The sequence below is a fragment of the Myxococcales bacterium genome (genome assembly GCA_016720545.1).
Classification (GTDB): domain Bacteria; phylum Myxococcota_A; class Polyangia; order Polyangiales; family Polyangiaceae; genus JAAFHV01.
In genome coordinates, this window is record JADKKK010000002.1 from 518945 (window position 1) to 532182 (window position 13238).

The following is a 13238-nucleotide window of genomic DNA, read 5'->3' on the forward strand; positions in this document are numbered from 1 at the left end:
GAACCCCTTGGCAGCCCGTTGAACGCAGCCCGTGCCGATGCGGCGGCGCGCGGGCGACGGGAGTTCACCAACCGTTAGAGCAGCAGCTCGTCGCCGAGGCGCGGAACGGCCAGGTTGGCGCCCCGGATCCTGGCGCACTCGCGCTCCACGCGCCCCTCGAAAATGGGCTTGATATGGTAGAGCAGCGTCGGCACGTCCTTCGGGGCGCGGAGCTTGCGCAGCTCGGCGTCGAGGGTCTCGGGGGTGTGGTGCCCGCTTACGCGCGCGAGCACGTGCTGCTCGTTCGGGAAGCTCACTTCCATGAGCAGGAGGTCGAGGCGGGGCAGCTCGTCGACCAGCTGCCAGAGGCGCGTCGTCGGGCCGGTGTCGCCGCTGTAGACGAGGGACTTCCCCTTGCGCTCGACGATGAACGCGCACGTCTCGATGGTGTGCGTGACGCACACCGCGCGCACGGTGAACCCCGCGATCTCGACGCGCACCTCGGGCTCGAGGGAGACGTACTCGATGGCTGGCGCCTTCGCGCTGGGAATGACGGCGAAATTCGGCCAGATGAGGTCGTTGAAGAAGTGCTTCTTCAGCACCCCGATCGTGAACTCGGTGCCGCACACGAGGAGCGGCGGCATGCCGCACTGCGCCCGGTTGTCGGCGATCGTGGCGAGATCACGGATGTGGTCGAGGTGCGCGTGGCTGACCAAGACCGCCTTGAGCTTGCACTGCGCCTTGACGTCGAGGCCGCTCGTGAGGGCCCCGGCGTCCATGGCGAGCGTGCCGTCGAGCACGAACGCGCTCGTACGGTGTTTCGGTGTCTCGCCGCCATGGCACCCGGCTACGAAGAGCCGCATCAGCGGCGCTCCAGTCGGCGGTGCGGAGTGAGAGAGCGCATCGAGATCGCGAGGTTAGCCTCCGTGTTTCGAGGAAGTCAAAATGCCCGCCTCTGCGCGGCCACTTTTTTCCACAGCGAGAAGCCCCGCGGCGCTTGCGCTCCGCGGGGCTCTCCCAGGCGTTCCAGGCGGAGCGCCTGGCATCGACCGGACTCAGTCCATGTCGAAGTCGCCGCCCATGCCGCCCATGCCGCCCATGCCACCCATGCCGCCCATGCCGCCCATGCCGCCCATGCCGCCGCCGCCGCCACCAGCCTTCTTCTTCTCCGGCTTGTCGGCGATCACGGCCTCGGTGGTGAGCATGAGGCCCGCGACGCTCGCGGCGAACTCGAGCGCCGAGCGCACGACCTTCGCAGGATCGATGACGCCGGCCGCGACGAGGTCCTCGAACGTCTCCGTCGCCGCGTTGAATCCGAAGGCGCCGGTGCCGCCGCGAACCTTGTCTACGACGACGGAGCCCTCGGCCCCGGCGTTCTTCGCGATCTGGCGGAGAGGCTCCTCCACCGCGCGCCTGACCAGCTGCACGCCGAACTGGCGCTCGCCGTCGAGCTTGAAGCCGTCGAGCACGGCGCTCGCGCGGAGCAGCGCGACGCCGCCGCCGGCGACGATGCCCTCTTCCACCGCCGCACGGGTGGCGTGGAGCGCGTCCTCGACGCGGGCCTTCTTCTCCTTCATCTCGGTCTCGGTGTGCGCGCCGACCTTGACGACGGCGACGCCGCCCGCGAGCTTCGCGAGGCGCTCCTGAAGCTTCTCCCGATCGTAGTCGGACGAGGTGAGCTCGACCTGCTTGCGGATCGACTCGACGCGCGCCTTGATCGCGGCCGGGTCGCCCGCGCCGTCGACGATGACCGAGTTGTCCTTGTCGACCGTCACTCGCTTCGCCGAGCCGAGGTCGGCGAGGGTCACCTGATCGAGCTTGAGGCCGAGGTCGTCGGAGATGACCTGACCACCCGTCAGGATGGCGATATCCTTGAGCATTTCCTTGCGACGATCGCCGAAGCCGGGGGCCTTGATCGCGCAGACCTTGAGCAGACCACGCAGGCGGTTCACGACCAGAGTGGCGAGCGCCTCGGCCTCGACGTCCTCCGCGATCATGACGAGCGGGCGACCCTCGCGGGCGACCTGCTCGAGCAGCGGGATGATGTCCTGCATCGAGCTGATCTTCTTCTCGGTCACCAGGATGGCCGGGTTGTCGAGCTCGACGGTCATCTTCTCCGTGTTGGTCACGAAGTAGGGCGAGAGGTAGCCGCGGTCGAACTGCATGCCCTCAACCACCTCGAGGGAAGACTCCATGCCCTTCGCCTCTTCGACGGTGATCACGCCCTCCTTGCCGACCTTCTCCATCGCCTCGGCGAGCATGTCGCCGACGGACTTGTCGCCGTTGGCGCTGATCGTCCCGACCTGCGCGATGTGCGCGCGGTCCTGGGTCGGCGTCGCGAGCTTCTTGATCTCGGCGACGAGCAGCTCCACGGCGGCGTCGATGCCGTGCTTGATATCCATGGGGTTGTGCCCCGCTTCGACCAGCTTCAGGCCGTTCGTGTAGATCGCCTGAGCGAGCACGGTGGCCGTGGTGGTGCCGTCGCCGGCCTTGTCGTTGGTCTTCGAGGCGACCTCGCGCACCATCTGCGCGCCCATGTTCTCGAACTTGTCGGCGAGCTCGATCTCCTTCGCGACCGTCACGCCGTCCTTCGTGATGACGGGCGAGCCGAAGCTCTTCTCGATGACGACGTTGCGGCCCCGGGGCCCGAGGGTGACCTTCACCGCGTCGGCGAGGAGGTTCACGCCGTGGAGGATGCGCGTGCGCGCGTTGCGGCTGTAGAGGATTTGCTTGGCGCTCATGGTGTCTCTCTTTTCGTGTCTTTCGTCGCGTTCGTCGTCCGGATCACTTGTCGAAGACCGCGAGGATGTCTTCCTCGCGAAGAATCACGTGCTCTTCCCCGTCCAGCTTGACCTCGGTGCCCGAGTACTTGCCGAACAGGATCTTGTCGCCGGCCTTCACGTCGAGCGCGATGACCTTGCCGTTGTTCAGGACTTTGCCGTTCCCGACGGCGATGACCATGCCCTCCAGCGGCTTCTCCTTCGCGGAGTCGGGGATGATGATCCCTCCCTTGGTCTTCTGCTCTTCGGCGGTGCGCTTGACCACGATGCGGTCGAGGAGCGGGCGAATCTTCATGGAGTATACCTGCAAAGTTCAGTGGTTTCGGTGATGCGCGCCACGCTGTGGCGGTCGCGGCCCACCGCGCTCAGACGGGGGCTCGGGTGCGCTTGCTAGCACTCGAACAGGACGAGTGCCAGCGGCCGGGAAGGTAATTCGGGCTGCGCGCGCGTCAACCCTCGGGGCTCGTTTTCGGGCGAACCGGTCCGCTGCCGTCCCTCCGGCGCGCCCATGGCGGAATCGTGTTGACTTGCTTTCCGAGGCGAGTAAGTTGCGCGGCGTCGACGGGGGAAACCCCGCGGCGCGCTTCCCGCTTCTCTTGGGGAATCGTCTAATGGCAGGACAACGGATTCTGATTCCGTTTATCTAGGTTCGAATCCTAGTTCCCCAACTCAGTCGGTCGATCAGAACGTCCGACAGGCAGCGCAACCGGCCCCATCGTCTAGCGGTTAGGACATCGGCCTCTCACGCCGGTAACACGGGTTCAATTCCCGTTGGGGTCACAAAGTGAGGCGGTTCGGGCGACCGAATCAAGGAGAAGGCTCGGTCCGCAACGCGGCGCCGGGCCTTCTGCTTTTTTGGGGTCCATTCTCGAGCGCCGGGGAGCGTTCGCCCGTCGCGCGGCGTAGGCTGGCTCATGAAACACGCTTCGCGCTTGGGGCTCGCGGCGGCCTTGGCGATCACGCTCGCCGCGCTGGCCGCTTCGTGCGGCGGCGCCGTGGATGGGGCGGTCGACGCGGCCACGGTCGACGCGGGCTCTCCCAACGCGATCGACGCGGGCTCTGCCAACGCGGTCGACGCGGGCTCTCCCGACGCGCGGCCCGACGCCACGCCCGACGCGGGGTTCACCGACCGCTGCGCGGCGCCATCCGACTGCGCCGCCTTGGGCGCGCCGCTCACAGTGAGCTATTGCAAGGGCTCGTCGTGGAGCTGCGTGCTCGGGCGCTGCACGTGGGAGTGCCGCGGCGGGCGCACCTGCACGAGAGACGCGGGCGGGTGCCTCGCGTGCGATCGAGGCGGCGGTGCGCTCCCCGAGCGCTCGTGCCCCGGCGACGTCTGCGTCGAGGGGCTCCTGCCACGCGACGGCGGCGGGGGCTCCGCGGAGGCGACCTGCGCCCGGGCCTTCCTCGTCGACGTCACGCGCTGCGAGGGAGAGGACGTGGCGCTCCGCACCGGCGAGACCTGCACCCTCCAGAGCCTCTTCACGGGCGCACCGCGCGGTGTGCTCCAGTGCGGCCCCTGCCAAACCGTGCTTGGCCCCTGAGCGGTCCGCGCCCCGCGTGCTAGGTCTCAGCCCATGAGCTCCCGCTACCTCACCTCGCCGCGCGGCGCCGCGCTCGAGTCCCGCCTCTGGCCCACGGTCCGGCTCTTCGGCGGCCTGTTCGGGATCCCCGCGGGTTGTGGCGTGGTCATCGCCGTGTCTGCCGCGCTCGACGTGCCCATCGTCGCGGCGCTCGCGATCGGGGTGATGATCCTCTCGATGCTGACGGCGACCGTGCTGCAGTGGGTGTACATTTTCGGGTCGACGTCCCGGCTCAGGAAGGCGGAAGAGCACCTCCGCGGGGGGAGCCTCGCCGTCGCCGTGGGGCTCGCGCAGTGGGTCCTCGCGCGCGTGTTTCGCGCGGATTTTCGGACACGAGCGTTCTACGTGCTCGCGCTCGCGGCCGAACGAGCCGGCGATTTCGCGGACGCTGCGTATCTCTTCCGCTGCGCCATGAGGGCGCTCCCGGCCTTCGCGGGGAAGTCGCACGCCGTGCGCCTCCGCGCGCTCGCCGCGTCGCACGAGGCGTTCGCGCTGGCCGCGTGCGGCCGTGACGCCGAGGCGGAGCGCGCGCTCGCCGTGGCGCACGGTGCCCTGCCCCTCCTCGGGCAGCGTGGGCTGCTCGAGGCGCTCGACGACCCGGCGCTCGGGCCGCTGTCGATGAACGCGACGCTCTCCGACATCGAGGGTCGGCGCGATCCGCGCGCCGTCGCGACGCTGGCGGGCGCCCTGCTGGCGTGGAAGCGCCGCGATCCGCAGCGGGCACTCAACGCGTTCACCGGGGAGGCCCAGATGCTGTCCTACAACACCCTACCCCACGAGCAGCACCTGCTGGCGCGGCTCGAGGCCTCGTCGATCGCCATGCTCGGCGGCGCGCAGTACCGGGGCGGCGCCGTGGTGGGCGCGGGGAGCGTCGACCCCGCGACCGACGCGTGGGTCTCGGCCGTGCTTGGCCAAACGAGCTGATCGCTGGCTCGGCGTCAGGCGTCGAGGTGGCGGCAGACGACCTGGTGGAGCGCGTCGGGGGCGTCCACGTGCACCCAGTGGCCCGCCCCCGGCACGATCTCGAGGGCCACGCGACCGGGATCGCGGGCGGATGCGGCCAGGACTCTCGCCCGCGCGGATGGGTCGAGAGTCGGCGAGCGCCCACCCGCCACCACGACGATCCTCCCGGCGAACGCGGGCGGCGGCGCCTCGACGAACGAGAACAGATCCACGCGGAGGTAGTCGGCGAGCAGGGCCTCGATGGCCGTGAGGTCGAGTCGAAACGCGAGGCCGTCGTCGCGGGCGACGAGGTTCATGGCGAGCCACGCGACCACGCCCGGCTCGAGCCCGCGCCGACGAGGTGGGCCGTGAACGCCTCGCGCGAGGCGAAACGCGGGGGCGCGACGCGCAGGAGCTGGAGCACACGCTCGGTGGTCTCCGAGCCCGCGGCGCTCGGGCCGGGGTTCGAGTCGACCACGATCACATGCTCGAGCCCCTCGGGGTGCGCGGCAGCGTACGCGAGCGCGACTTTGCCGCCGAAGCTGTGCCCGAGCACGGCGTGGACGCGCCTCGCTCGCGCGCTCTGCAGCTGAGCGAGGTCCTCCGCGCACGCGGACACGGTGTGGGGAGGCGCGAGATGGAGCGAGCGGCCGTGCATGCGGAGGTCGACGAGCCACCCTTCGGAGCCCGCCGTGCAGGCGCGCTCCGAAGCCAGAAGGCGCTTGGCAAAGCCGCGCCAGTTGGCGCCACTGCCCAGGATTCCATGAAGAAAATACAAAGGCTTGTGCCGCCGTGGTTCCGGGCGCGCGGGCACGGTCGTGAGGGCGAGCGTCGGGGCGAACGTCACGGCGGACGAGCCTAGCGCAGCCCCGCCCTCGGGCGCGACCCCGGGACGCGCCGAAAACTTCGCCCGTGGTCTCCCAGAATTGCGGCTCGCGTCCAGCCTTCGTGCTACGCCGAGTCGCATGCGCATCCGCCTGCTTTCTTTCGTCTTGGTGAGCACCCTCGCGACCCCGATCGCGCTCGCGGCGTGCGGCGCGACGCCCCGCCCCGGGGGCGAGTTCGATCCCCCCGACGCCGCCGCTGGCGACGCCACGCCCGCGCCCATCGACGGCCAGAGCTTCATCGACGGGAGCTTCCCGAGCCCCGACGGCTCGGTCCTCCCGCCCGGCGGAGAGACCCGCGATCCGGTCGACTGTGACGAGGCGAAGCGCACGAAGAGCTACGTGGGCTGCGACTACTGGCCCACGGTCAACGCCAACAACGTTTGGTCGATCTTCGACTACGCCGTCGTCGTGTCGAACGCTGGCACGAACCCGGCGACCGTGACCGTCACGGGGCCCGCCGCGTTCTCGAAGCAGGTCACGGTCCCTGCCGGAGAGCTCAAGAAGATTTACCTCCCGTGGGTGCCCGCTCTGAAGGGCCCCGACACCAACGAACAGGGCTCGGCCACGCCGATGACAGCGTCGGTCATGGCGGCGGGCTCCGCCTACCACCTGGTGAGCAGCGTCCCGGTCATCGTCACTCAGTTCAACGCGCTCGAATACAAGCCCGCGGGGGGCGAAGCGCCGGGGGGCGGTCCAAAGAACTGGAGCTCGTGCCCGGGCAAGGGCAACGGCGCGAGCCCGCCCTGCTTCTCGTACTCGAACGACGCGTCCTTGCTCCTCCCGAGCACGGCGATGACCACGAACTATCGGGTGGCGAGCTACATGGGCTGGAGCTTCCCCGAGACGCCCAACCCCATCCCGTTCTTCCCGCCCACTCCGCGTCAGGAGATCATGGGCACGCAGCTCACCATCACCGCCACGGAGGACGACACCGTCGCCACCGTGCGGCTCTCCGCCAAGGGCAAGGTGCTCGCGGGCAGCGGTCTCCCGGCGACCAACGGCGGCGGGACGATGACCATCACGCTGGCGAAAGCCGGCGACGTGGCGGAGCTCGTCACCGAGAAGGGCGATCGCTACGACCTCAGCGGCTCGCTCATCACGTCCACCAAGCCGGTGCAGGTCATCGTGGGCCTGCCCTGCGTCAACGTGCCCGCCACGAAGCAGGCGTGTGACCACATCGAGGAGTCGGTGCTCCCCGCCGAGACTCTGGGCAAGCGGTACATCGTGACCATGCCCTCCGGGCCAAAGGGTGGCCCCGTGAAGCACTGGGTGCGCTTCGTGGGCAACCGCGACAACACCACGCTCACCTACGCGCCCACCCGCCCGCCCAAGTGCCCCGCCTCCCTCCAGGCAGGCGAGGTGGTGGACTGCGAGCTCGTCACCGCCAACTTCGACGTGACCGGCACCGAAGAGTTCGCCGTCGTCACGTTGCAGGTCGGCGCCGAGGAGCTCGGCAGCGAGACCGAGCTAAACCGGGGCGATCCGGCGCTCAGCACGTTCGCCTCGGTCGAGCAGTTCCGCACGAAGTATCTGTTCTTGGCGCCCGACGACTACGACGTCGCGTTCGTCGACATCGTGGGCGAGGCCGCCGCCGACATCAAGATCGACGGCACCGCGGTGCCCGCGTCGTCGTTCACCGCGATCGCCGGCGGCTTCGGCGTGTTCCGGGTGAAGCTCGGCGCGGGTAAGGGTGGCGCGCACACGCTCGAGGCGGCCAAGCCCGTCGGCATCCAGGTGCTCGGCTACGGGGCCAACACGAGCTACCAGTACCCCGGCGGGCTGAACCTCAAGCTCATCTCGATCCCGCCCGTGCCGAAGTGAGCGCGTAGCTCGCGCGCCGACGAGGGCCGCCCGGTGCGCCGGACGGCCTTCGCTACTTTGGGTCTGCCGCGCGGCGAGATCGGCCGAGCGATGCGCTTCAGCGCTCGGACGCCTTGAGCTGCGCCTCGAGGAGCTGTTCCTGCGGGGTCTTGGGGCGAGCGGGCTTTGGCGGCGGCGGCGGAGGCGCCGCGGCCCGCGGAGGCGGATCGGGCACGAGCGGAGCTGCTGGCCCCTCGGCCGAGGTCTTCGCGGAGGGCGCTACGGACGACGGAGACGGTGAAGACGGCGGAGATGGCGGGGGCGGCGACAGCCCCAGGACCTCGGCCGCGCTGAGTGGCGCCACCGGCCGCGGCCGGCTGACGCGCACGGCGTCGCGCTCGTCGAACGACACCACCGCGGCCGTGGGCGCGGAGGCGGGCGCGGGCGCGCTCAAGGCTTCCGTCGTGGTCGGCGCGGTCGAGATTGGTGCTGTCGTGACCGTGGGCGGAGCGGGCTTCACTCCGGCCCCTGCGCCGTCGCGCGAGAGCGCGCTGGCCACGCGCATGCCCACGACCGCGCCGAGCGCGCCAAGCGCTAGGCACGCGACAACCCAGGCAAACGCAGGCTTCTCTCGCACCACCACCACCTGCGGGATCGGCGCCTCGCCGCCGGGCGACTCGCGGCGCTCCGCCGCCGGCGTGGGGGCGGACGGCGCCGATACCTCCTGGGCCTCGCGGGGCTCGGCGGTCGGTGCGGCGGCAGCGGCAGCACGCGGGACCTCTGCGGCGAACGCGGGGAGCCGCGGCGCGCTCGGGATGGCCGGCAGCGCGCCCGCGGAAGGCGGGGGTGCGGAGGACCGCGCCCGCGACACCCAAGCGGCTTTGTCGTCGGACAAGGCCCGCGACATCTCGGCCTCAAGCGACGCCATCACCTGCCCCACCGGCACGGCCTCCGGCACGGGGCGAGGCGGCTCGGCGTCGGCGATCGCGGCGGCCACGAGGTTCGTTGGCGCGGTCTGCTCGGACTCGCCGGGCTCGTCGACCTCGAGGAGGTCGTCGTCGCCGAGCTCCTGGGCGGAGTCCGCGGAGGCCGTTCGCTTCGGGAGTCGAATCATCGCGCCCCCTCGGTTTGCCATCCCGCGCACGGGATGTCGAGCGGCGTGTGGTGTCGCACGCCGCGGTCGAATCTCGCCTCAGCGGGCCGCGCGTTTGGTACGCAGCCTCCCATGCTCGCTCCGCCGCCCGCCCCGCGCCGCTCGCTTCAACGCCTCGCGCGCCTCGTCCGCCTCGTGCCGCTCGTGCCGCTCGCGGTCGGCGGCTGCGGACCCGCGCCGTCTGCGCGGCCCCCCTCCCCCGCCCCGAGCGCGAGCGCGTCCTCGGCGGGCCCGCGACCGGAGGCGGTCACGCCGACGTTCGAGAACCCCGGGGGCATGTGGATGCCTACCCAGATGGTCGCCCACGAGGCCACGTTGCGGCGGCTCGGCGTCGCGTTCGAGCCCAAGCTCCTCGCGGATCCCAGCTCGCCGCTCTTGTCGTCGATCGTCAGCCTCGGGGGCTGCTCGGCCTCGTTCGTCTCCGACGGAGGCCTCGTGATCACGAACCATCACTGCGCGACCGGCGCGCTGAGCTTCAACTCGACCCCGGAGACCAACCTCCTCCGGGACGGGACCCTCGCCCGCTCACGCGCGGAGGAGCGCTCCAACGGGCCCGAGGCCCGGGTGCTCGTCACGCAGAAGCTCACCGACGTCTCAACCAAGGTCCTCGAGGGCGTGGCCGACGATAAGGACGATCTGGCCCGCTATCGGCGGGTCGAGCGCCGGTCGAAGGAGCTCGTCGCCGCGTGCGAGGCTGGCCGGCCCGAGCTCCGCTGCACCCTCGCGTCGTACTACGCGGGCACGGTCTACGTTCTCATCGAGCAGCTCGAGCTCCGCGACGTGAGGTTGGTCTACGCGCCGCCGGCGGGGGTCGGGAACTACGGCGGCGAGATCGACAACTGGCGCTGGCCGAGGCACACGGGCGACGTCGCCATCTTCCGGGCCTATGTCGGCAGAGACGGCAAGCCCGCCGGGTTCTCTCCCACGAACGTGCCCTACAAGCCGGCGCACCACCTCCGCGTCGCGTCGACGCCGCTCCGCGCGGGAGACCTCGTCCTGGTCGCCGGCTACCCTGGCCGCACCCAGTCGTGGCGCTCCGGGCCAGAGGTCGACGAGGCCATCGGCTGGTCGTATCCGCGCCGGCAGCGCTTCTGCGAGGACGCGCTCGCCGCCCTGGAGGTCTTGGGCGCGACGTCGCCCGAGGTGAAGCTGAAGGCGACCCCGTACGTGCGGCGATACGGCAACTGGCTGACGAACACGAGGGGGCAGCTCGAGGGGCTCGTGAAGGGCGGCCTCGCGCATCGCAAGGCGGAGGACGAGGCGAAGCTCGCGGCCTTCATCACCGATGAGCCCGGGCGCAAGGCCCGCTTCGGCGACGTGCTCGGGGAGCTGCGCGAGGCGGTGGCGGAGCACGCGAAGAGCCGCGACGCGGACGCCCAGCTGCACGAGCTGCTCTTGCCGAAGCTCGTCTCGGCGGCCGTGACCATCGTGCGCACGGCGAAGGAGCGCGAGCGGCCCGACGCCGAGCGCCACCCGGACTACCAGGAGCGCAACCTCGCGCGCCACGAGCGGGAGCTCCGCTCGCTCGAGAAGACCTACTCGCGCCCCCTCGATCAGGGCCTGCTCCGCCTAGCGCTCACGCGGATCGCGCGGTCGCCCGAGGCGGAGCGCACGTCGGCCGTGAGCGCGGTCGTCGGCGGGGGCGACCCGGAGAAGGCCATCGCCGCCCTTTATGCGACCACGCGACTCGAAGACACCGAGCAGCGGCTGAAGCTCCTTCAGCGCGCGCAGCTCCGCGAGCTCGTTCGCTCGAAGGATCCGCTGATCGCGCTGGCCGTCCGCCTCGTGCCGATGCTCGTGGCGACCGAGGAGCGCGAGCACCGCTTCGAGGGGCGCATGCTCACGTTGAAATCGCGCTATGTCGCCGCGCGCCGGGAGCTGGCCGGCCGGGAGCTCGCGCCCGACGCGAACGGCACGCTGCGCGTGACGTTCGGGACCGTCCGTGGGTTCTCGCCGGGCCCAGGTAAGCCGGTCTACCGGCCGTTCACCACCCTCACCGAGATGCTCGCGAAGGACACCCGCGCCGAGCCCTTCGCCGTGCCGCCGGGGCTCGCTGCAGCGGCCGCGATGAAGAAGCTCGGGCCGTACGTCGACGCTCGCCTCGGCGACGTCCCGGTCGATTTTCTCGCGGACCTCCACATCACCGGCGGCAACTCGGGCAGCGCCACGCTCGACGCGCGCGGCGAGCTCACCGGCCTCGTGTTCGACGGGAACTACGAGGCCATGGCGGCGGACTGGCTCTTCATGCCGGAGCTCACCCGCAGCATCCACGTCGACATCCGCTACGTGACGTGGCTCCTGGACGCGGTCGCCGGCGGCGACCACCTGCTCCGTGAGCTCGGCGTGAAGCCGTCGATCGACTGAAGCCGGCGCGCGGCGCACTTCGCGCCGCGCGCCGCGCTCGTGTCACGCCTCGTCGGGACCCATGAACGGGTACCCGAGCGTGCGCGCGGGCACGAAGGTCTCCTTCACCGTGCGCGGCGATACCCAGCGGAGCAGGTTCAGCGCGCTGCCTGCCTTGTCGTTGGTGCCCGAACCCCGCGCGCCGCCGAACGGCTGCTGACCGACCACCGCGCCTGTGGGCTTGTCGTTGATGTAGAGGTTCCCGGCGGCCTGGCGCAGCCGGATCGCCGCGTGGCGCACGAACGCGCGGTCCTGGGCGAAGATCGCCCCGGTGAGCGCGTAGGGGCTCGTCTCGTCCACCAGCGTGAGCGCCGCCTCGACGTCGGCGTCGTCGTACACGTGCACGCCCAAGATGGGCCCGAAGAGCTCCTCGGCGAGCAGGTCATGCCGGGGGGCGCGCACCTCGACGAGCGTTGGGCCCGCGAAGTACCCCTGGGCGCGCGACCACCCAGGGTCGGCGATGACCGTGCAGTCTGCATCAGTTCTTAGGCGCTCTCGCCAGGCCGCGAGGCGGTCGTAGGCGCGGGCGTCGATCACGGCGCCCATGAAGTTCGTGAAGTCCTCGACGTCGCCGATGCGGATCGACTCGATGAGGGCCACCACGCGGTCTCTCACCTCCGGCCAGAGCGAGCGAGGCACGTACGCGCGCGAGGCCGCGCTGCACTTCTGCCCCTGGTACTCGAAGGCGCCCCGCGCGAGGGCCACCGCGAGCGGCTCGGCCTCCGCGCTTGGGTGCGCGAACACGAAGTCCTTGCCGCCGGTCTCGCCCACCAGGCGTGGATAGGTGCGGTAGCGGTCGACGCGCTCGCCCACGCCGCGCCAGAGCGACTGAAAGACCCGCGTCGAGCCCGTGAAGTGCACGCCCGCGAGATCCCGGCTCGCGAGGCACGCGCCGGCGACCGAGGCGCCGTCCCCGTGCACGAGGTTGATGACCCCGGGCGGCAGCCCCGCGGCCTCGAACAGCTTCATGATGTGGTGCGCGGCCAACGCCTGGGTCTCGGCGGCCTTCCAGACCACGACGTTGCCCATGAGCGCGCACGCCGCCGGGAGATTCCCCGCGATAGCGGTGAAGTTGAAGGGCGTCACCGCGAGCACGAAGCCCTCGAGCGGCCGGAGCTCCAAGGCGTTGTGGACGCCGGGCGTGCTTTGGGGTTGCTCGACGAGCCGGGTCGCGAAGTGGGCGTTGAAGCGGAGGAAGTCGATGAGCTCGCAGGCCGAGTCGATCTCGGCTTGGTATGCGGTCTTGCTCTGGCCGAGCATGGTCGCGGCGTTGAGCGTCTGGCGGAGCGGCCCGGCCAGCAGCTCCGCCGCCCGCAAGAAGACCCGCGCGCGCTCCTCGAGCGACAGCGCGGCCCAGCCGGGCGCGGCGGCCTTGGCGGCAGCGATCGCGGCCTCCGCCGCCTTCGCGCCGCCGTGGTACGACCGCCCGAGCACGTGGCTGTGCGCGTGGGGCGCGCGCACCTCGAAGCGCTCGCCCTCGTGCGAGGGCCGGCCGCCGATGACGTGCGGGAGATCGGGGATCTCGCCTCCGAGCCGGCCGAGCTCCTGCTTGAGCGCCTTGCGCTCCGGGCTGCCGGGGGCGTACGAGAGCGTGGGTTCGTTGTGCGGAGTGAGCGTCGGGAGCGGAAGGTCGAGCAAGGGGTTCTCCTGCCCGCATCGTCCCGCCGAACCGGGCGCTTGGGAAGGCGCACGGGCCAACCCAGCGACGCTCCTC

11 protein-coding genes and 2 tRNA genes are annotated in these 13238 nt (G+C 70.9%); 6 read left to right on the top strand and 7 right to left on the bottom strand.

Translation table 11 applies throughout. The features are described from left to right. Positions 1–74: 74 nt before the first annotated feature. The 3 genes from IPQ09_06055 to groES form a co-directional block, all read right to left on the bottom strand. Entirely contained in the window at positions 75–842 is a 768-nt protein-coding gene (locus IPQ09_06055) for a 3',5'-cyclic-nucleotide phosphodiesterase (GenBank protein MBL0193783.1), read from the bottom strand. A 192-nt stretch (positions 843–1034) separates the two neighbouring features. Continuing rightward, on the bottom strand, positions 1035–2720 hold the full coding sequence (gene groL, locus IPQ09_06060) for a chaperonin GroEL (GenBank protein MBL0193784.1): 1686 nt from the start codon (positions 2718–2720) through the stop codon (positions 1035–1037). Between the two features lie 43 nt (positions 2721–2763). Beyond that, a complete protein-coding gene (gene groES / locus IPQ09_06065) occupies positions 2764–3054 on the bottom strand; it encodes a co-chaperone GroES (GenBank protein MBL0193785.1) in 291 nt (96 codons plus the stop codon). 302 nt (positions 3055–3356) lie between these two features. Here groES and IPQ09_06070 point away from each other — a divergent pair. The 4 genes from IPQ09_06070 to IPQ09_06085 all read left to right on the top strand — a co-directional run bounded on the left by IPQ09_06070 (position 3357) and on the right by IPQ09_06085 (position 5263). Continuing rightward, positions 3357–3427 (top strand) — tRNA-Gln (locus IPQ09_06070). A gap of 40 nt (positions 3428–3467) precedes the next feature. After that, positions 3468–3539 (top strand) — tRNA-Glu (locus IPQ09_06075). Between the two features lie 134 nt (positions 3540–3673). Further along, complete coding sequence (locus IPQ09_06080; GenBank protein ID MBL0193786.1) at positions 3674–4300, top strand: hypothetical protein; 627 nt, start codon at positions 3674–3676, stop codon at positions 4298–4300. A gap of 33 nt (positions 4301–4333) precedes the next feature. After that, entirely contained in the window at positions 4334–5263 is a 930-nt protein-coding gene (locus tag IPQ09_06085; GenBank protein ID MBL0193787.1) for a hypothetical protein, read from the top strand. Between the two features lie 14 nt (positions 5264–5277). On the opposite strand, the gene IPQ09_06090 is transcribed toward IPQ09_06085, so the two are convergent. Both IPQ09_06090 and IPQ09_06095 read right to left on the bottom strand, forming a co-directional pair. Next, positions 5278–5598 carry a hypothetical protein gene (locus IPQ09_06090; protein ID MBL0193788.1) on the bottom strand — a complete coding sequence of 107 codons (321 nt, stop codon included), beginning with the start codon at positions 5596–5598 and terminating at the stop codon, positions 5278–5280. Continuing rightward, a complete protein-coding gene (locus tag IPQ09_06095; GenBank protein ID MBL0193789.1) occupies positions 5595–6128 on the bottom strand; it encodes an alpha/beta fold hydrolase in 534 nt (177 codons plus the stop codon). The genes IPQ09_06090 and IPQ09_06095 overlap by 4 nt, the downstream gene beginning before the upstream one ends. 118 nt (positions 6129–6246) lie before the next feature. Between IPQ09_06095 and IPQ09_06100 the strand changes: the two genes are divergently transcribed. Further along, positions 6247–7989: an IgGFc-binding protein gene (locus tag IPQ09_06100; protein MBL0193790.1), complete on the top strand. Its 1743-nt coding sequence runs from the start codon at positions 6247–6249 to the stop codon at positions 7987–7989. A gap of 97 nt (positions 7990–8086) precedes the next feature. Here the strand turns inward: IPQ09_06100 and IPQ09_06105 are convergent, their stop codons facing one another. Further along, a complete protein-coding gene (locus IPQ09_06105) occupies positions 8087–9082 on the bottom strand; it encodes a hypothetical protein (protein ID MBL0193791.1) in 996 nt (331 codons plus the stop codon). Between the two features lie 111 nt (positions 9083–9193). Here IPQ09_06105 and IPQ09_06110 point away from each other — a divergent pair, with 111 nt between their 5' ends. Then, a complete protein-coding gene (locus tag IPQ09_06110) occupies positions 9194–11485 on the top strand; it encodes a S46 family peptidase (GenBank protein MBL0193792.1) in 2292 nt (763 codons plus the stop codon). Positions 11486–11527: 42 nt separating this feature from the next. Here IPQ09_06110 and pruA read toward each other — a convergent pair whose 3' ends face one another. Next, complete coding sequence (pruA, locus tag IPQ09_06115; GenBank protein MBL0193793.1) at positions 11528–13162, bottom strand: L-glutamate gamma-semialdehyde dehydrogenase; 1635 nt, start codon at positions 13160–13162, stop codon at positions 11528–11530. Positions 13163–13238 lie beyond the last annotated feature (76 nt).